This is a genomic window from Cupriavidus mimosae, from assembly GCF_023952485.1.
GTDB lineage: Bacteria > Pseudomonadota > Gammaproteobacteria > Burkholderiales > Burkholderiaceae > Cupriavidus > Cupriavidus taiwanensis_C.
Genome location: NZ_JALHRY010000009.1, coordinates 227,119 through 245,599, shown reverse-complemented (window position 1 = coordinate 245,599; position 18,481 = coordinate 227,119). Strand labels below are relative to the sequence as shown.

Annotated in this window: 18 protein-coding genes; 11 read left to right on the top strand and 7 right to left on the bottom strand. The window is 68.6% G+C overall.

What is annotated here, in order from left to right:
• Nucleotides 1–172 precede the first annotated feature (172 nt).
• On the top strand, nucleotides 173–1,099 hold the full coding sequence (locus MKD50_RS18510) for a LysR family transcriptional regulator (RefSeq protein WP_252668124.1): 927 nt from the start codon (nucleotides 173–175) through the stop codon (nucleotides 1,097–1,099).
• An 11-nt stretch (nucleotides 1,100–1,110) separates the two neighbouring features.
• Here the strand turns inward: MKD50_RS18510 and MKD50_RS18505 are convergent, their stop codons facing one another.
• Both MKD50_RS18505 and MKD50_RS18500 read right to left on the bottom strand, forming a co-directional pair.
• Nucleotides 1,111–2,694, bottom strand: a complete 1,584-nt coding sequence (locus MKD50_RS18505) for an aldehyde dehydrogenase (NADP(+)) (RefSeq protein ID WP_252668123.1) — start codon at nucleotides 2,692–2,694, stop codon at nucleotides 1,111–1,113.
• A gap of 243 nt (nucleotides 2,695–2,937) precedes the next feature.
• Nucleotides 2,938–3,870 carry a dihydrodipicolinate synthase family protein gene (locus MKD50_RS18500; protein ID WP_252668122.1) on the bottom strand — a complete coding sequence of 311 codons (933 nt, stop codon included), beginning with the start codon at nucleotides 3,868–3,870 and terminating at the stop codon, nucleotides 2,938–2,940.
• Between the two features lie 115 nt (nucleotides 3,871–3,985).
• Here MKD50_RS18500 and MKD50_RS18495 point away from each other — a divergent pair, with 115 nt between their 5' ends.
• The 5 genes from MKD50_RS18495 (at nucleotide 3,986) to MKD50_RS18475 (ending at nucleotide 8,996) form a co-directional block, all read left to right on the top strand.
• The gene (locus MKD50_RS18495; RefSeq protein ID WP_252668121.1) at nucleotides 3,986–4,942 is read left to right on the top strand and encodes a LysR substrate-binding domain-containing protein; all 957 of its coding nucleotides are present in this window, start codon (nucleotides 3,986–3,988) and stop codon (nucleotides 4,940–4,942) included.
• 108 nt (nucleotides 4,943–5,050) lie between these two features.
• Nucleotides 5,051–6,016, top strand: coding sequence for a Bug family tripartite tricarboxylate transporter substrate binding protein (locus MKD50_RS18490; RefSeq protein ID WP_252668120.1), 966 nt, complete (start codon nucleotides 5,051–5,053; stop codon nucleotides 6,014–6,016).
• A gap of 16 nt (nucleotides 6,017–6,032) precedes the next feature.
• Nucleotides 6,033–7,055 (top strand): 4-hydroxythreonine-4-phosphate dehydrogenase PdxA, encoded by a 1,023-nt coding sequence (locus MKD50_RS18485; protein ID WP_252668118.1) that lies wholly within the window; start codon nucleotides 6,033–6,035, stop codon nucleotides 7,053–7,055.
• Between the two features lie 90 nt (nucleotides 7,056–7,145).
• A complete protein-coding gene (locus tag MKD50_RS18480) occupies nucleotides 7,146–8,321 on the top strand; it encodes an L-rhamnonate dehydratase (protein ID WP_115699485.1) in 1,176 nt (391 codons plus the stop codon).
• 138 nt (nucleotides 8,322–8,459) lie between these two features.
• Complete coding sequence (locus tag MKD50_RS18475) at nucleotides 8,460–8,996, top strand: DUF3016 domain-containing protein (protein WP_252668116.1); 537 nt, start codon at nucleotides 8,460–8,462, stop codon at nucleotides 8,994–8,996.
• Nucleotides 8,997–9,009: 13 nt separating this feature from the next.
• On the opposite strand, the gene MKD50_RS18470 is transcribed toward MKD50_RS18475, so the two are convergent.
• On the bottom strand, nucleotides 9,010–9,990 hold the full coding sequence (locus MKD50_RS18470) for a LysR substrate-binding domain-containing protein (protein WP_252668115.1): 981 nt from the start codon (nucleotides 9,988–9,990) through the stop codon (nucleotides 9,010–9,012).
• A 200-nt stretch (nucleotides 9,991–10,190) separates the two neighbouring features.
• Between MKD50_RS18470 and MKD50_RS18465 the strand changes: the two genes are divergently transcribed.
• Both MKD50_RS18465 and MKD50_RS18460 read left to right on the top strand, forming a co-directional pair.
• Nucleotides 10,191–11,936 carry an IlvD/Edd family dehydratase gene (locus MKD50_RS18465; protein WP_252668114.1) on the top strand — a complete coding sequence of 582 codons (1,746 nt, stop codon included), beginning with the start codon at nucleotides 10,191–10,193 and terminating at the stop codon, nucleotides 11,934–11,936.
• A gap of 82 nt (nucleotides 11,937–12,018) precedes the next feature.
• Nucleotides 12,019–13,383 carry an MFS transporter gene (locus tag MKD50_RS18460; protein ID WP_305882076.1) on the top strand — a complete coding sequence of 455 codons (1,365 nt, stop codon included), beginning with the start codon at nucleotides 12,019–12,021 and terminating at the stop codon, nucleotides 13,381–13,383.
• Between the two features lie 9 nt (nucleotides 13,384–13,392).
• On the opposite strand, the gene MKD50_RS18455 is transcribed toward MKD50_RS18460, so the two are convergent.
• Nucleotides 13,393–13,629, bottom strand: a complete 237-nt coding sequence (locus tag MKD50_RS18455; protein ID WP_018004736.1) for a hypothetical protein — start codon at nucleotides 13,627–13,629, stop codon at nucleotides 13,393–13,395.
• Between the two features lie 206 nt (nucleotides 13,630–13,835).
• Between MKD50_RS18455 and MKD50_RS18450 the strand changes: the two genes are divergently transcribed.
• Complete coding sequence (locus MKD50_RS18450) at nucleotides 13,836–14,381, top strand: GNAT family N-acetyltransferase (RefSeq protein WP_252668113.1); 546 nt, start codon at nucleotides 13,836–13,838, stop codon at nucleotides 14,379–14,381.
• A gap of 84 nt (nucleotides 14,382–14,465) precedes the next feature.
• The gene (locus MKD50_RS18445) at nucleotides 14,466–15,605 is read left to right on the top strand and encodes a hypothetical protein (RefSeq protein ID WP_115699488.1); all 1,140 of its coding nucleotides are present in this window, start codon (nucleotides 14,466–14,468) and stop codon (nucleotides 15,603–15,605) included.
• 118 nt (nucleotides 15,606–15,723) lie between these two features.
• Here the strand turns inward: MKD50_RS18445 and MKD50_RS18440 are convergent, their stop codons facing one another.
• The gene (locus tag MKD50_RS18440; protein ID WP_018004733.1) at nucleotides 15,724–15,945 is read right to left on the bottom strand and encodes a hypothetical protein; all 222 of its coding nucleotides are present in this window, start codon (nucleotides 15,943–15,945) and stop codon (nucleotides 15,724–15,726) included.
• Between the two features lie 314 nt (nucleotides 15,946–16,259).
• Between MKD50_RS18440 and MKD50_RS18435 the strand changes: the two genes are divergently transcribed.
• Nucleotides 16,260–16,805 (top strand): PadR family transcriptional regulator, encoded by a 546-nt coding sequence (locus MKD50_RS18435; RefSeq protein WP_111521515.1) that lies wholly within the window; start codon nucleotides 16,260–16,262, stop codon nucleotides 16,803–16,805.
• Nucleotides 16,806–16,823: 18 nt separating this feature from the next.
• On the opposite strand, the gene MKD50_RS18430 is transcribed toward MKD50_RS18435, so the two are convergent.
• Entirely contained in the window at nucleotides 16,824–17,819 is a 996-nt protein-coding gene (locus tag MKD50_RS18430) for an NAD(P)H-dependent flavin oxidoreductase (protein ID WP_252668112.1), read from the bottom strand.
• Between the two features lie 70 nt (nucleotides 17,820–17,889).
• Nucleotides 17,890–18,321 carry a nuclear transport factor 2 family protein gene (locus tag MKD50_RS18425; protein WP_240071463.1) on the bottom strand — a complete coding sequence of 144 codons (432 nt, stop codon included), beginning with the start codon at nucleotides 18,319–18,321 and terminating at the stop codon, nucleotides 17,890–17,892.
• Nucleotides 18,322–18,481 lie beyond the last annotated feature (160 nt).

Sequence of the window (18,481 nt, the reverse complement as noted above, 5' to 3'; positions counted from 1 at the left end):
GAAGCACCGTGGGTGACAAGCGGCCGCCTCGCATTCCACTATAGGGCGGGCATGGCAGCGGGGCCAGCCACCGGTGGCGCAATCTCCGCAGGTTGACCATCCCGGGCAAAGCGATAAGAATTTGCGCTCACGGGCGCGAGCCTGTCCTTGCCTCCGCGCCTTCACCGCTCCCATGATCCCACCCGTCAGCACCCTGCACGGCCGCCTCAAGATGCAGCACCTGCGCCTGCTGCTTGCCGTGGAAGAGCGCGGCTCGCTGCGGCAGGCCGCGGAAGCGCTGAGGCTGACGCAGCCCGCGGTCAGCAAGATGCTGCAGGACATGGAAGACCTGCTCGGCGTGCCGCTGTTCGAGCGCCATGCGCGCGGGCTGCGGCCGACGCGCTTCGGACTGGCGGCGACGCGTTATGCGCGGCTGGTGTTCGCGGATATGGGCGGCTTGCGCGACGAGCTGGTGGCGCTGGAATCCGGCAAGATCGGCCGCGTGCGCGTCGGCGCGGTGATGGCGCCGACGCCGGGGCTGCTTGCCGACGTGATCCGGCAACTGAACCGCGATCATCCGCGGCTGGAGGTGGCGGTGCATGTGGAAACCAGCGACGTGCTGATGCCGCAGCTCGAGCGCGACCAGCTCGACGTTGTGCTGGGCCGGGTGCCGGATGGCTGGGACAGCAGCGGGCTGGAGTTCGAGCAGCTGGGCGACGAGGGGCTGGCGATCGTGGTCGGGCCACAGCATCCGCTGGCGCGGCGCCGCAAGCTGACGTTCGCGGAGCTGACGCACTACCCGTGGATCATGCAGCCGCGCCCCAGCCCGATGCGCGCGCTGATCGACCGCTCGTTCGAGGATGCCGGCGTGCCGGCGCCGCCGTCGACCATAGAGACCGCGGCGGTGCTGATGACCACCTCGTTGCTGGCCGACAGCGAACTGATCGCGGTGTTGCCGGAGTCGGTGGCGGCCTACTATGGCCGGCTTGGGGCGCTGGCGGTGTTGCCCTTGCCGCTGCCGCGCAAGCTGGGGCCCTATGGCATCGTCACGCGGCGCGGCCGCCCGCTGACCGCATCGATGAGCCTGCTGATCGATGCGTTGCGGGCGCGGTCGCGCTAGCGCGCTGCTGTTCAGTCGGCGCTGCCGGGCAGCTTGCCGTCGACGCGCCAGTGGTGCCGCTGCGGGCTGTCCGGGCGCAGCGACGCGGGCAGCAGCCCGGCCGGCATGTCCTGGTAGCTGACCGGGCGCACGAAGCGCGCGATCGCCAGGCTGCCCACCGAGGTGCTGCGGCCGTCGGAGGTCGCCGGCCACGGACCGCCATGCACCATCGCATGGCCAACTTCCACGCCGGTGCCGAAACCGTTGACCAGGATGCGCCCGGCCAGCCGTTCCAGCGCGGGCAGGAACGCGCGGGCGGCGTCATGGTCGGCCTCGTCCAGATGCAGCGCGGCGGTCAGCTGGCCTTCCAGCGTATCGATGATGCCGCGCACCTCGGCGAGGTCGCGGCAGCGTACCACCAGCGCGGCGGCACCGAAGACTTCGTGGCGCAGCGCCGGGTCGGCGAGGAAGGCGGCGGCGTCCGTGGTGAACAGCGCGGCCTGCCCCTGCGTGGCCGATCCTGCCGGGCCGCGCGCGACGGTCTGTACCTGGGCGTGGCCGGCGAGCGACGCCACGCCGGCGCAATAGGCGCGATGGATGCCGGGGGTCAGCATCGTCCCCGCGGGCAGCGTGGCCAGCCGTGCCGAAGCGGCCTGCAGGAAGCGGTCGAGGTCGTCCCCCGCAACCGCCAGCACCAGGCCGGGATTGGTGCAGAACTGCCCGGCGCCCAACGTCAGCGAATCGGCGAAGGCGGTGCCGATGGCTTCGGCGCGGCTGGCCAGCGCATGCGGGAACAGCAGCACCGGGTTGACGCTGCTCATCTCGGCAAACACCGGGATGGGCTCCGGCCGCGCTGCAGCCAGCGCCATCAGCGCCATGCCGCCCGCGCGCGAGCCGGTGAAGCCCACCGCCTTGATGCGCGGATCGCGCACCAGTCCCTGGCCGATTTCCAGGCCGGCGTCGAACAGCAACGAGAACGTGCCTTCGGGCAGGTCCATGCCGGCCACGGCCTGCTGGATGGCGCGGCCGACCAGCTCGGAGGTGCCGGGATGCGCCGGATGCGCCTTGACGATGACGGGGCAGCCGGCGGCGAGCGCCGATGCGGTATCGCCACCGGCGACCGAGAATGCCAGCGGGAAATTGCTGGCGCCGAATACCGCCACCGGGCCCAGCGGGATATGGCGCAGGCGCAGGTCCGGGCGCGGCAGCGGCTTGCGTTCGGGCTGGGCCGGATCTACGCGCAGTTCAAGGAAATTGCCCTGGCGCAGCATGTTCGCGAACAGCCGCAGCTGGCCCACGGTGCGGCCGCGCTCGCCTTCGATGCGGGCGCGCGGCAGGCCGGATTCGGCCACGCAGCGGTCGACCAGCGCATCGCCCAGCGCCAGGATGTTGGTGGCGATGGCGTCGAGGAAATCGGCGCGGCGCTCGGGGGCGGTTTCGCGGTAGGTGTCGAACGCCTGCCAGGCGAGGGCGCAGGCGTGGTCGAGTTGCTCGGGCGTGGCCCCGCCGAAGGCGGGCTCCAGTCGGGTGCCGGTGGCGGCGTCGATGGCGTGGAGGGTGCCGTGGGTGCCGCGGGGGGATTCGCGGCCGATCAAGAGGTTGCCGGTGAGGGTCATGGTGGGATTTGTGAAAGATGGAGCGGACTTCGTATCTGCGACAGTCGGAGGCATCGTCAGGGATAGCGCTTCGTGGATGCGCCGGCCCTCACCCCCGCCCCTCTCCCGCAAGGCGGGAGAGGGGAGCAAACCGCGGGCGTGGCAAATGCGTTCTGGGTGCTCCCTCTCCCGCTCGCGGGAGAGGGCTGGGGTGAGGGTCAGCGCTGCTCGATGCGAGGCGCCAGCACATCAAGGCCAAGAGTCTCACCGCCCCCACCGCAACACCAGCGGATCCAGCCGCCGCGCGATCCGCATCAGCCCTTCGCGCGTGGCCGGGTGCATCGGCTGCAGCGGGTGGCGCACCGCGTCCGACGCGATCACGCCGCCTTCCCGCATCAGCACCTTGCTGGTGGCCAGCCAGCCCTGGCGGTTTTCATAGTTGATCAGCGGCAGCCATTGCTGGTAGCGCTGCGCGGCCAGTTCGGCGTCGCCGCCCTGCCAGGCATCGAGGATCTGGCGGATGCCGTCGGGAAAGCCCGCGCCGGTCATGGCGCCGGTGGCGCCGGCTTCCAGGTCGGCCATCAGCGTGATGGCCTCTTCACCGTCCCATGGGCCGACGATGGCGTCGCCGCCCAGTTCGATCAGCTCGCGCAGCTTGGCCGCGGCCTGCGGCACCTCGATCTTGAAGTACGACACATTGCCGATCTCGCGCGCCATGCGCGCCAGGAACGGCGCGCTCAGGGTGGTGCCGCTGACGGGCGCGTCCTGGATCATGATGGGGATGTCGATGGCGTCCGAGACCGCGGCGAAGAACTCATAGATGCTGCGCTCGGGCATGCGGATGGTGGCGCCGTGGTACGGCGGCATCACCATCACCATGGCAGCGCCCGCGTCCTGCGCCGCGCGGCTGCGCTCGGCGCACAGGCGCGAGCTGAAATGCGTGGTGGTGACGATCACCGGCACGCGCCCGTCCACGTGCTCCAGCACGGTCTTCATCAGCACGTTGCGCTCGTCGTCGCTGAGCACGAACTGCTCGGAGAAATTGGCCAGGATGCACAGGCCGTGCGAGCCGGCATCGATCATGAAGTCGATGCAGCGGCGCTGGCCGTCCAGGTCAAGCCCGCCGTGCGCATCGAAGATGGTGGGCGCCACCGGGAATACGCCACGGTAGACGGCGGGGGTTGGGCTGCGGGTCATTGGTCTGTCTCCGGGCTGTCAGTCAAACGGTCGGGGCCAATATACGAGCCGCCCGGCGGGCTGTATATTGAAACCTTTCCATCTGGTGATCGCTTTTGCGACTCACCGACCTGTCATGAAATCCACCCTCGAGACCGTCATGGGCCGCCTGCGCGTGAAGCAGCTGCAACTGCTGATCGCACTGGACGAGCATGCCTCGCTGCACCAGGCGGCCGCGGCCATGGCGATGACCCAGTCCGCGGCCAGCAAGTCGCTGCAGGAGCTGGAAAGCATGCTGGAGGCACCGTTGTTCGAGCGCTCAAGGCGTGGCATGCGGCCCAACGCCTTCGGCCATTGCGTGATCCGGCACGCGCGCCAGCTGGTGGCGGACCTGGGCGCGATGTGCGACGAAGTCGCCGGCATCCGCGCCGGCAGCGGCGGCCGTGTCGCCGTCGGCACCATCATGGGCGCGGTGCCCGAGGTGCTGGTGCCGGCGCTGGCGCAGTTGCGCCAGGCGCACCCGGAGCTGGCGCTGGAAGTCATCGAGGACACCAGCCGCCGCCTGCTGGAACTGCTCGACGACGGCCACCTGGACCTGGTGATCGGCCGCTCGCTGGTCAGCGACGAGCCGGCGCGCTACCACTACCACGCGCTTGGCGACGAGCAGGTGGCGGTGGTGGTGGGGCGTTCGCATCCCACGCCGCGCGCGGCCCCGATGGGGTTTGCCGACCTCGCGGGATATCGCTGGATCACGTATGCCGGCCATATGCCGATGCATGCGCTGCTGCAGCGCGAACTGGACCTGGCCGGCATGAGCTTCCCGGCCAATGCGGTGTCGACCTCGTCGGCGTTCGTCACGGTGGCGATGCTGCAGGACGATCCCCGGCTGGTATCGCTGCTGCCCGCGGGCGTCGCCGCCATGTTCGCGCGCCAGAAGATGCTGCGCATCCTGCCGGTGCGGCTGCAGTCGCGCCAGCAGACCTTCGGCATCGTCACGCGGCGCGGCGGCGGCCTGTCGGCGGCGGCGCGGCAGCTGGTGGCTATCCTGAGAGCAGGCCCGCGCGGACCCGGTGCGGCGGAGGCCAAGGTATAACCTGAGGTGATCGCCAGTTCAAAAAACATCAGTAGTAGCGAATCGCTGATGCTCCTATAGTCTGGCCATCCGCGCCGCAGAGCCGGACAGCAAACGACGGAGACAGCAATGAAGACATGGATCGCCGGCGCGCTCGCCGGCCTCTCGATGGCCGCAGCAACGGGCGCGGCATGGGCCCAGGACACGCGCCCGGTGCGGCTGATGGTGGGCGCCGCGCCGGGCGGCGGCACCGACGTGATGGCGCGTATCGTCTCCGACAAGCTCGCCGCGCAGCTGAAGCAGCCGGTGGTGGTGGACAACCGCCCCGGCGCATCCAACACCATTGCCGCTGACATCACCGCCAAGGCGCCGGCGGACGGCAATACGCTGCTGATGGGCGTGGTCACCTCGCAGGCGATCGCGCCGCACCTGCTCAAGCTGCAGTTCGATCCGCTCAAGGACCTGGCGCCGGTGGCGCTGGTGTCGACCGTGCCCAATGTGCTGGTGGTCAACAGCCAGGTGACGGCGCGCGACGTCAAGGCGCTGGTGGCGCAGATCCAGGCCAATCCGGACAAGTTCCGCTACAGCTCGTCGGGGGTCGGCAGCACCCAGCACCTGGCCGGCGCGGCCTTTGCGCGCCAGATCAGGGGCAAGCTGCTGCATGTGCCGTACAAGAGCAGCAGCAGCGCGCTGGTAGACCTGATGGGCGGGCAGGTTGACATGAGCTTCGAGACCATGCCCTCGGTCATCGGCCATATCAAGGCCGGCAAGCTGCGCGCGCTGGCGGTGACCGCCGACCAGCGCTCGGCGCTTCTGCCCAACGTGCCCACGCTGGCCGAAGCCGGCGTGCCCGGCATCCAGATGAGCGCGTGGTACGGTGTCTATGCCCCGGCCGGCACGCCGCCCGCGACGCTGCAGAAGCTGGGCGGCGCGCTCGCCACGGTGATCAAGGACCCCGACACGGTACGCCGGCTGGCCGACGTGGGTGCGGTGCCGGGTGCGCTGACCACGGCGCAGTTCGATGCGTTCTCGCGCGCCGAATACGTGCGCTACGGCAAGCTGATCGCCGAACTGGGCGTCAAGCTCGACCAATAACATCTACGGAAGCCTCATGCATTCCCGTCCAAGAATCGCCATGGTGCTGGGCGACCCCGCCGGCATCGGTCCCGAACTGATCGCCCGGCTGCTGGCCGATGCCGGCACCGCCGCGCAGGCCGAGATCCTGCTGATCGCCGACCGCGCCGAATGGCGCCACGGCACGCAGCTCGCCGGGGTCGAGCTGGCGCTGGCCGAGACCGATGCGCCCGCCTTCGCCGCCGATGGCCAGCCGCGCCTGTACCACTGGCAGCTGCCCGAAAGCCCGGCCTATGCGCGCGGCGTGGCCAGCGCCGAGGGCGGACGCTACAGCCTGGGCACGCTGACGCTGGCACTGGAACTGGCGCAGGCCGGACAGGCCGATGCGATCCTGTTCGGGCCGCTGAACAAGAGTTCGCTGCACGCCGCAGGCATGAGCCACAGCGACGAGCTGCACTGGTTCGCCGAGCAGCTCGGCTACCACGGCGATTTCTGCGAGTTCAACGTGCTGGACGGGCTGTGGACCTCGCGCGTGACCTCGCACGTCGCGCTCAAGGACGTGCCGGCGCTGATCACGCCGGCGCGCGTCGGCGGCGCCATCGACCTGATCGACCAGGCGCTGCGCCGCGCCGGCATGGCCAGTCCGCGCATCGCCGTGTGCGGCCTGAACCCGCACAACGGCGACAACGGCGCCTTCGGCCGCGAAGAGATCGACGTGATCGCACCCGCCGTGGTGGCGGCGCGCGACCGCGGCGTCAATGCGCAGGGCCCGTTCCCGGCCGACACCATCTTCCTGAAGGTGCAGGGCGGTCCGTCGCAGCGGCAGTTCGACGCCATCGTCACCATGTACCACGACCAGGGGCAGATCGGCATCAAGCTGATGGGCTTCTCGCGCGGCGTGACGGTGCAGGGCGGCCTGCCGGTGCCGATCACCACGCCCGCGCACGGCACCGCGTTCGATATCACGCAGCAGGGCCGCGCCGATCCCGGCGCCACGCAGCAGGCGTTCCAGATCGCCTGCCGCATGGGGGCGCAACGGCGCGCCGCCGCAAACGCCTAGCCACTCGTCAATCCATACCGGATCCAGCATGACCGCCCCCGGCGCGGCCGGGGAGCGTTCGCGCCAACGCATTGCCATCAGGAGCTGAACATGAAGATCACCAACGTCCGCGCCCGCGTCTTCGAATGGAAGGGCAAGACCGTGCCGCCGCAGGCGCATTTCTGCACCAACGCCACCGACATCCTGTTCGAGCGCGGCGACGCCATGGGCTCGTTCCGCTTCCACGGCTGGATGGTGGTCGAGATCGAGACCGATACCGGCCTGGTCGGCATCGGCAACTGCGCACTGGCCCCGCGCGTGGCCAAGCAGATCGTCGACGAATACCTGGCGCCGGTGGTGATCGGCCAGGATCCGTTCGACAACGAATACCTGTGGCAGAAGATGTACCGCCGCACCCATGCCTGGGGCCGCAAGGGCATCGGCATGGCGGCGATCTCCGCGGTCGATATCGCGCTGTGGGACCTGATGGGCAAGGCCGTGGGCAAGCCGGTGTTCAAGCTGCTGGGCGGGCGCACCAAGGAAAAGATCTGGTGCTATGCCTCCAAGCTCTACAACAACGACGACCGCGATGCCTTCCTGGCCGAAGCGCAAGGCTACCTCGACCAGGGCTTTACCGCGCTGAAGATGCGCTTCGGCTACGGCCCCAAGGACGGCCCCGCCGGCATGCAGAAGAACATCGAGCAGGTGCGGCTGCTGCGCGAGCTGGTCGGCGACGGCGTCGACATCATGCTGGAGTGCTACATGGGCTGGACGCTGGAATACGCGCGCCGCATGCTGCCGCGCCTGGCCGAGTTCAACCCGCGCTGGCTGGAAGAGCCGGTGATCGCCGACGACATCGAAGGCTATGTCGAACTGAAGAAGGCAAGCCCGTTCCCGATCTCCGGCGGCGAGCACGAGTTCACCTCGTACGGCTTCAAGGACCTGCTGGAGCGGCGCGCCGTCGACGTGATCCAGTACGACACCAACCGCGTCGGCGGCATCACCGCGGCGCAGAAGATCAACGCCATGGCCGAGGCCTGGTCGGTGCCGGTGATCCCGCACGCCGGCCAGATGCACAACTACCACCTGACCATGGCGTCGACCGCTTCGCCGATGTCGGAGTACTTCCCGGTGCACGACGTCGAGGTTGGCAACGAACTGTTCTACTACATCTTCAAGGGCGATCCGGCGCCGGACAACGGCTACCTGCAGCTTGACGACAACCTGCCGGGGTTGGGGCTGGAACTGAACGAGGAGTATTTCAGCCAGTTCAACATCATCGGCTGATTGGGCGGCAACGGGCGCCGGCTCGCGCCGGCGCGCGTTTGTACCGGATGCGGCACCTTCCCGCCTTGGCAACCCGCGCCCACCGGCCTTTGCCGGCCTAGAATCAAGAGGCGAAAAACGCTTGTCCTGGAGTTCGCCATGGCCAGATCCCTGCGTCTGCTGGCCGCCTGCGCGGCGCCGCTCGCCGTGGGCGCCCTTGCCGCGCCGCCCGCCGGTACCCTCTCACTTACCTTCGTTCATCCGGAGACCTACACCGACGCCGCTTACCGCAGCGACTACGGCAGCGAGAAGGAGCGGGCGCAGGTGATGAACGATATCCGCCGCCACTTCGACAAGCTGGCGGCGCGTTACCTGCCGGAGGGCTATGCGCTGAGCATCGAAGTGCTCGATGTCGACCTGGCCGGGCATTTCGAGCCGTGGCACAGGCAAGCCTACAATGTGCGCATTGTGCGCGATGTCACCTGGCCGCACATGACGCTGCGCTACGAACTGCGCGGCAGCGACGGTGCAGTGATCGGCAGCGGCGAGCAGCGCATCGCCGACCAGACGTTCAATTTCGGCATCAACATCTACGATCCCTCCGACCGGCTGCGCTACGAAAAGGCAATGATGGACCGCTGGTTCGACCAGGCCGTGACCCGCCGGATCGCGGCGCGCCAGTCGGCCCACGGATGATCTGCCCCTCGCGCTACTGGCCGTAGATGTCCAGCGCCGTCTCGCGCAGCGCATCCGCGACCAGCAGCGCGCCGGGCGACATCAGCCGGTCGGTCGGCGTGATCAGGCCAAAGTCGTCCATATGGCAGGGCATGGCCATCGGCAGCACCTCCACCATGCCGAACGTCGCATAGTACTGCGCCACATCCGCGGTCAGCACCGCGATCATGTCTGACTGCGTCACCATGCGCGTCAGGAACAGCAGCGCGGCGGTTTCCACCACGTTGGTCGGCGGCGCCAGGCTGGCGCGCTGGAACATCAGCTCGAAGCGGTGGCGCAGCACGGTGCCGGCGGGCGGAATCAGCCAGGCGGCATCGGCGGCGTCGGCCAGCGACAGGCCGCGCGCCGCCAGCATCGGATGGCCTGGCCGCACCACCGCGCAGACCGGCTCCTGCGCCATCGGCTCGTAGCGCAGCCGGCCCTTGTCGTGCTCGGGAAACAGGCGCGCCACCACCATGTCGAGCTTTTCCTGTCCCAGGCGGTCGAGCAGCACATTGCTGTTGTCGATTTCCACGGACACGCGCAGCCCGGGGTAGCTTGCCTTCACCCGCGCGATCGCCGCCGGCAGCAGCCGCACCCCGGGCGAGGTGATCGCGCCGATCGCCACGTGGCCGAGCCGGCCCGCCTTCAGCGCCAGCACTTCCTCGCGCGCCTGGTTCAGGCTGCCGATCACCGCGCGCGCGTGCCGGATCATCGCGCGGCCATAGTCCGTCGGCGCCATGCCGCGCGGCAGGCGCTCGAACAGGGGCACCGACAGCATCTCCTCCAGCTCGCGCAGCAGCTTGGAAGCGGCCGGCTGGGTCATCGCCAGCCTTTCCGCGGCGCGGTGGATGCTGCCTTCGTCGGCCACGGCCAGCAATAGCAGCAGCTGGCGCGTCTTCAGGCGGGTGTGGCTATGCCAGGCGGGAGTCACAGGCGCCGCGTCAGCCGCGGCGGAAAGGAAGGGGGCGTCCATAGGGTAAATACCAATGCGGATATCGATATCGCAAATGCCGAACTCTTCATTAGTAGCATATCGGCAAGCTGCATACACTCCCTCCGACAAAACAACAACGACCGGAGACTGCGTGGCGCCCGCCATGTCGCGATGCCGCTGGATCCGTCGTCCCTGCCATCCCCGTTGCCCTTCCGGGCAGCCCTCGCACCAGGAACAACATGTCGGATTCCAAGGACAAGCAACGCAAGCCGCTGCGCTCGACGGCGTGGTTCGGCACCGCCGACAAGAACGGCTTCATGTATCGCAGCTGGATGAAGAACCAGGGCATACCCGAGCACGCGTTCGACGGCCGCCCGGTGATCGGCATCTGCAATACGTGGTCGGAACTCACCCCCTGCAACGCGCATTTCCGCAAGCTGGCCGAGCACGTCAAGCGCGGCGTGTACGAGGCCGGCGGCTTCCCGGTGGAATTCCCGGTGTTTTCCAGCGGCGAATCGAACCTGCGTCCGACCGCCATGCTGACCCGCAACCTGGCCGCGATGGATGTCGAGGAAGCGATCCGCGGCAATCCCATCGATGCGGTGGTGCTGCTGACCGGCTGCGACAAGACCACGCCGGCGCTGCTGATGGGCGCGGCCAGCTGTGACGTGCCGGCTATCGTCGTCACCGGCGGGCCGATGCTCAACGGCAAGCTCGACGGCAAGGACATCGGTTCGGGCACCGCGGTGTGGCAGCTGCATGAATCGCTGAAGGCGGGCGAGATCAACCTGCACCAGTTCCTGTCGGCCGAAGCCGGCATGTCGCGCTCGGCCGGCACCTGCAACACCATGGGGACCGCCTCGACCATGGCCTGCATGGCCGAGGCGCTGGGCACTTCGCTGCCGCACAACGCGGCGATCCCGGCGGTCGATTCGCGCCGCTACGTGCTGGCCCACATGTCCGGCATCCGCATCGTCGAGATGGCGCGCGAGGACCTGACGCTGTCGAAGATCCTGACGCGCGAGGCGTTCGAGAACGCGATCCGCGTCAATGCCGCGATCGGCGGCTCTACCAACGCCGTGATCCACCTGAAGGCGATCGCCGGCCGCATCGGCGTGCCGCTGGAGCTGGAGGACTGGAGCAACGTGGGGCGCGACACGCCGACCATCGTCGACCTGATGCCGTCGGGCCGCTTCCTGATGGAGGAGTTCTACTACGCCGGCGGCCTGCCCGCGGTGCTGCGCCGCATGGGCGAGGCCGGCCTGCTGCCGCATCCGGGCGCGCTGACCGTCAACGGCAAGGCGATCTGGGACAACGTCAAAGACGCGCCGATCACCGACGACGAAGTCATCCGCCCGCTCGACCAGCCACTGATCCGCGACGGCAGCATCCGCATCCTGCGCGGCAACCTGTCGCCGCGCGGCGCGGTGCTCAAGCCCTCGGCGGCGACGCCGAAGCTGCTGCGCCACCGCGGCCGCGCGGTGGTGTTCGAGAACCTGGAGCACTACAAGGCGCGCATCGTCGACGAGTCGCTCGACGTCGACGAGAATTCGGTGCTCGTACTCAAGTGCTGCGGCCCGCGCGGCTATCCCGGCATGGCCGAGGTCGGCAACATGGGCCTGCCGCCCAAGCTGCTGCGCCAGGGCATCAAGGACATGGTGCGCATTTCCGATGCGCGCATGAGCGGCACCGCCTACGGCACCGTGGTGCTGCACGTCGCGCCCGAGGCCGCGGCCGGCGGGCCGCTGGCGATCGTGCGCGACGGCGACTGGATCGAGCTGGACTGCGAGGCCGGGCGCCTGCACCTGGATATCGATCCCGCCGAGTTCGAACGCCGCATGGCCGATGTGCAGCCGCTGCAGGCGCCCGCCGATGGCGGCTATCGCAAGCTCTACGTCAACCACGTGCTGCAGGCGGACGAGGGCTGCGACCTCGACTTCCTGGTCGGTTGCCGCGGACGCGAGGTGCCGCGCCACTCGCACTGATGCACTGATCCATCCCGTTACATCGAATGCGCGCGGCCCCGGCGGCGCGCACGACCCCTTACAAGAACAGAGGAGACTAGCCATGCAAGGCACACAGACCGCGCCGCTGGAGCGCGCCGTCCCAGGACCGGAAACCGGCGCACAAGCGCAGGAAGAGACCCGCATCGTCGGCATGCTGGTGCGCCGGCTGATCCCGTTCCTGGCGCTGATCTACGTGGTGGCGTATATCGACCGCTCGGTGGTCGGCTTTGCCAAGCTGCACATGAACGCGGCGATCGGCATCAGCGACGCGGCCTATGGCCTGGGCGCGGGCTTGTTCTTCATCGGGTATTTCCTGTGCGAGGTGCCGAGCAACCTGGCGCTGGAACGCTTCGGCGCGCGCCGCTGGTTCGCGCGCATCCTGCTGACCTGGGGCCTGATCACCATGGCGATGGCGTTCACGCAGGGCGCGCACAGCTTCTACGTGCTGCGCTTCCTGCTGGGCGCGGCCGAGGCCGGCCTGTATCCGGGCATCCTGTACTTCCTGACGAAGTGGTTCCCGATGCGGCATCGCGCGCGCATCATCGGACTGCTGGTGCTGGCGCAGCCGATCGCGCTGATCATCACCGGACCGATTGCCGGCCTGGTGCTGTCGACGCAAGGGCTGTTCGGCATGTCCAACTGGCAGACACTGTTCGTGCTGAGCGGCCTGCCGGCGGTGGTGCTGTGCCTGCCGACGCTGCGCATCCTGCCGGAATCGCCCGCCAGTGCAGCATGGCTGGCACCGGCCGAGCGCGCCTGGATCGAGCGCGAGCTCGCCGCCGACCAGGCCGCCTATGCGCTCAAGCCGCACGGCAACCCGCTGCAGGCGCTCAGGGACAAGCGCGTGCTGCTGCTGTCGCTGCTGTTCCTGCCGTTTCCGCTGAGCATCTACGGGCTGTCGCTGTGGCTGCCGACCATCATCAAGCAGTTCGGCGTGACCGATGCGATGACCGGCCTGCTGTCGGCGGTGCCCTACCTGTTCGCCGTGGTCGGCCTGTACCTGGTGCCGCGCCACTCGGACCGCAAGGGCGAGCGCTACGGCCATATCGTGGTGGTGTCGGGGATGGCAGCGGTCACCATGGCGCTGAGCGCCTGGGTGCAGTCGCCGGTGCTGCAGTTCCTGTTTATCTGCCTGACCGCGTTCTCGATCTATTCGATCCAGGCGGTGGTATGGGCGCTGCCGGGCGAATTCCTGACCGGCGCCAGCGCCGCGGTGGGGATTGCCACCATCAACTCGCTGGCGAACCTCGGCGGCTACTTCGGGCCGTATGGCATCGGCGTGATCAAGGACGCCACCGGCAGCCTGGCGGCGGGGCTGTACTTCCTGTCGGCGATGCTGGTGTTCGCGGTGGTGATGGCGTTCGTGGTGCGCGCCGCGCTGCGGCCGGCGGCGCGGGCCGGTGCGGCGCAACAGGCCGCTACCTGACCGCGGGCGTCATGGCCGCCGCTTCTTCCACTCGTAGTCGGGCGGCGGATCGGCCGCGCCGGCGCGACCGACCGAGTCGGGATTTTCCGAGCACAGCGTGACAAAGCTGACCGCCTCGCCCGCGTGCTGGCGCTGGCGCAGTGCTTCGGTAAAGCGCAGCGCCTCGCGCATCGCGTCGCTGGGGAACGACTGCGCATGCGGCGTCAGTCCCGTGCCGAGGGCTTCGGACCAGTAGACCATGTACATAAGGCTTCCTTTTGCTTGCGCGGGTGGTGACCGGGTTGCTGCAACCTTCGTTCCCGCTGCCGTGGCGGCGCGCAAGGGAAGGCCGGATGTGCCGGGGCCCACGATTGCAAACCCTTCCTCCGCCTTTTGCAAGCTTTGGCACGACGCGGGCACAATGGGCGCTTGCCGCATGCGCCTGCACCTCTGTGCCTTTTTCGTCTCGTCCCATGCCCGAACTTGCGCTGATACCTGCCACCGCCGCCGATGCCGACCGGCTTGGCGCCATGCATGCCGCCAGCTGGCAGCACACCTATCCCGGCATGCTGCCGGACGGGTACCTGCGCGAGCAGGCCTACCCCGAACGCCTGGCGGCCTGGCGCGCGCGCATGCACGACGGCGCCGATGGCCCGGCCGAGGTCACGCTGGCGCTGGTCGACGGCGAGGCCGCCGGCTTTGCCTGCCTGTTGCCGCAGGCCGACCCGCGCTTCGGCATCTACCTTGACAACCTGCATGTCCTGCCCGCTTTCCATGGCCAGGGGCTGGGCAAGCGGCTGCTGGCCCATTGCGCGCAACGTGTCATGCAGGGCTGGCCAGGGCAGCCGCTGTTCCTCTATGTGCTCGAGGCCAATACGCAGGCGTGCGAGTTCTACCAGCGGCTGGGCGGCGAGGCCTCTGAGCCGTTCGAGGACGATTTCCATGGGCCCGACCTGCGCGTGATGGTGCGACGCGTGACGTGGCCAGACGTGGCGGCGCTGGCCAGGCGGCTGGCGTAGCACTGCATGGCGGCGCGGCAGGCGTTGCCATGCCCCGCGCCACTGCCCTACCATCGCCGGCATGCCAACCGGAGACCACCCGCCATGACGCCATCGATCGCTCGCCTGCCGCAGTCCGCCCGTTGGCATCTGGCACGCGCCCTTGCTGCCGCCAGCCTCGCGGTATTGGCGGGTTGCGCCGGCACGCCGGCCGTGCCGCCTGCCGCCGGCAACCCCGCCGGCCCCACGGCTGCCGCGCCGCACTGGCAGCGCGTGCATCTCGGCGCGGGCGCCGGCTATGACTTCCCGGTCTATGCCAATCACCGGCTCGACGGCGACCTGTCGCGCATTCGCGAAGTGGTGCTGGTCCAGCATGGCCTGCAGCGCAACGGCGACGACTACTTTGCCGCCGGCGCGGCACTGCTGAAGGCCAGCGGGCGCAATCCGGACGAGGTGTTGCTGGTCGCGCCGAATTTCCCCGGCACGCCTGACCGGGACAAGGGCTTTACCCGCATGCCGCACTGGTCGGTGCAGGGCTGGCTCAGCGGCGAGGACGCGCTCGAGGGCCCGGCCCGCGTCAGTTCCTTGCAGGTGCTGGACGACCTGCTCGCGCTCTTCACCGACAAGGCGCGGCTGCCGCTGGTGCGCAAGGTGACGGTGGCCGGCCATTCCGGCGGCGGGCAGATCGTGCACCGCTACGCGGTGCTGAACCGTGTCGACGAACGCATCCGCGCGGGCGGCATCGACCTGCGCTACGTCGTGGCCAATCCCTCGTCGTATCTGTATTTCACGCCGGTGCGGCCGGCTGGCGCCGATGGCAAGTCGTTCGCGCCGTATGACCAGGCCCGTTGTCCGGACTACGACAAATACCGCTATGGCATGCAGGACATGGTCCCATATGCCAAAGGCGCCGATGGCATGGCGCTGTACCGGCGCTATGCCGGACGCCAGGTGACGTATCTGGCTGGCACCGAGGACAACGATCCCAACCATCGCGTGCTCGACAAATCGTGCGGCGCCGAGGCCGAGGGCCCCACGCGGCTGCAGCGTGCGCGCGGCTACCTGCGCTATGAGCGCTACCTCGCCGGCCCGGGCCTGGCCATGCGCCACCAGGCGTATGAAGTGGTGGGCGTGGGGCACGACCAGGCGCGCATGTTCGGGTCGCAGTGCGGGGCGCGGGCCGTGTTCGGCATGCCCGAGGCGGACAATGCCGGCGGCGCCGTTTGCCGTGCGCCGCAGCTCTGAGGCAGGCACGCGCAGCTACCGTCAAGGCAAGAAAAAACCCGCGAAGCTCGCGGGTTCAAGTCCCTGCCCGCAGGATCGGGCTGGAGGAGACAACCACAGGGAAAACGGTGGCGCGGGTTCAGCTCAGGTTGTATTTGACGACCTGTTCCTCGACGCCGACAAAACGCACCAGCTGGCGCAGGCCGCTGGGATATTCCTTGATATGGTGCCCGTCAGGCGTATCGGGCAGCCGGTAATAAACTGGCGCCTTGTCGTGCACTGGCGCCAGCAGGCCGAGCGGGCGCGCGTCGGCCTCCCAGGGCACGTCGCGGTCTTCGGCAAGCAGGATTCTTCCGGTCATGGACACACTCCAAAGTTCTGCATGGTGCGGCCGGGGGTGGATAGTTTTTGCTCGCACAGCTTCAATGTATGGAATGTATGGCACAGCGGCCGGAAATGCCATTCAGCATTTTTTAATTCTGTCTGGTAGGAAATTTCTTAACTGACAAAATCGACGAATATATCGGGTCCCGCCATATTTCCGGGCGCCCTTCGGGCACTGGCCCGGCATTGCGCTACCATAGCGCCAGTTTTTGAAAGTGCGGTGACCGGCGCGCCTGCCGGCACGCTGTGCTGCCTGAATCCACTCCGATCATCCCCGCGCCCAGCAGACGCATGTCGACCCAGCACGCCTTGTTGATCTCCCTGATCGAAAAACCCTCGTCCGGCTACGACCTGGCGCGGCGCTTCGACCGCTCCATCGGTTATTTCTGGCATGCCACGCACCAGCAGATCTATCGCGAACTGGGCCGGATGGCGGACAGCGGCTGGATTGCCGCCGATGAAAGCGACGCGGCGGAAGGCGAGGGCAACGCCGATCGGCGCAACCGCAAGAAGGTCTACCGGGTGTTGCCCGCGGGCCGCGAAGAACTGGCGCGCTGGGTGCTGGCGCCCGGGGCGGGGCTGGACCAGCGCGAGGAGATCCTGGTCAAGCTGCGCGCCGATGCGGTGATCGGCCCGCTCGGCCTGGGCGACGAGATGCGGCGGCTGATCGCGCTGCACCGCGCCCGCCTCGAGACTTACCTGGCAATCGAGCGGCGCGATTTCTCGGCGCCGGACATGGACCGCGCGCAGCAACTGCGCTATGCGCTGCTGCAGCGCGGGATCCGCTTCGAGACCGACTGGGTGGCCTGGGGCGAGGCCCTGCTGCCACTGCTGTAGCGCAGCAGGCTCGCGTGCTCAGGCCAGGTCGACGGCGCGCGCGCCGGCCGGGCTGGTTTCGCCCAGTCCCAGTCGGCGGCGCGCCAGCGCGTACTCTTCGGCGAAACGGCGCACCAGTTCGGCGGCCGGCACCACGCGCTTGATCGCGCCGACGCCCTGGCCGGCGCCCCAGATGTCCTTCCACGCCTTCACGCTGGTCGAGCCGAAATTCATCTTCGACGGGTCCGATTGCGGCAGCGCGTTCGGGTCCAGCCCGGCGCGCTCGATGCTGCCGCGCAGGTAGTTGCCGTGCACGCCGGTGAACAGGTTGGAATAGACGATGTCGTTGGCGCTGCTGTCGACGATCATCTGCTTGTAGCCGTCCTGCGCGTTGGCCTCCTGCGTGGCGATGAAGGCCGAGCCGATATAGGCCAGGTCGGCGCCGGCGGCCTGCGCGGCCAGGATGGCGTCGCCGCTGGAGATCGCGCCCGACAGCAGCAGCGGGCCGTCGAACCATTCGCGGATCTCGTGCAGCAGCGCGAACGGCGACAGCGTGCCGGCATGGCCGCCGGCCCCGGCGGCCACCGCCACCAGGCCGTCCGCGCCTTTCTCGATCGCCTTGCGCGCGAAGGCGTTGTTGATCACGTCATGCAGCACGATGCCGCCGTACGAGTGGACCGCGTCGTTGACTTCCTTGCGCGCGCCTAGCGAGGTGATCACGATCGGCACCTTGTAGCGCACGCATAGTTCCAGGTCATGCTCGAGCCGGTCGTTGGACTTGTGCACGATCTGGTTGACGGCGAACGGCGCCGCCGGGCGTTCGGGGTGCTTCGCGTCGTGTTCCGCCAGTTCGGTGGTGATGCGGTCCAGCCATTCCTCCAGCGTGGGCGCGGGGCGCGCGTTCAGCGCGGGAAAGGATCCGACCACGCCGGCCTTGCACTGGGCGATGACCAGGTCCGGGTTGGAGATGATGAACAGCGGCGAGCAGACCACCGGCAGCGAAAGCCGGTTCTGCAACTGGGCGGGAAGGGCCATGGGGAAAGTCTCCTGGGTAATGCCGATGGATGCGGTGAAGTGATGCGGTGGCGCTGTCGGCTGGCGCGCGTCAGGCGGCACCGGTGAGCACATTTTTCTGGCTCGCCAGGCGCGCGGCCATGGCGGCGGCGAGCGCCTCGAGGCCGGAGCGCGGGCGCACCATGACTTCGAATTCGGCAATGCGGCCGGCGTCGTCGAAGCGGATCATGTCGATGCCCTTGAGCGCCTTGCCGTCCACGCTGGCGCTGAACTCCAGCACCACGCTGTGGCCGTCGTCGCTGACAAAGCTGCGGTGGTAGCGGAAGTCCCGGAACACCTGGTTCACCGTGGTCAGCACCAGCGCGATGGCGGCCCGGCCGGGATACGGCGTGTGCGCGACCGGCGAGCGGAACACCACGTCGTCGGCGACGATGGCATCGAGCCCGGCCATGGAATGGGTGGCGATCATCTGGTGCCAGGCGTCTAGCGAAGCCTGGGCGGCGGGGAGCAGGGCAGTGGTCACGGGGAGGTCTCCTGGCGGGGCGCTGTAGGTTTGCTGCGATCTCTTTGCGGATTTATGCAACCAGTTGCATAGTGGATCGAAAGGTAGCACGCCGCGTGGGCCGCTGCAAGCTCGGCACGCGTCTGGCGGCGCGCAGTGACGCGTTGTCTACAATAGTCGG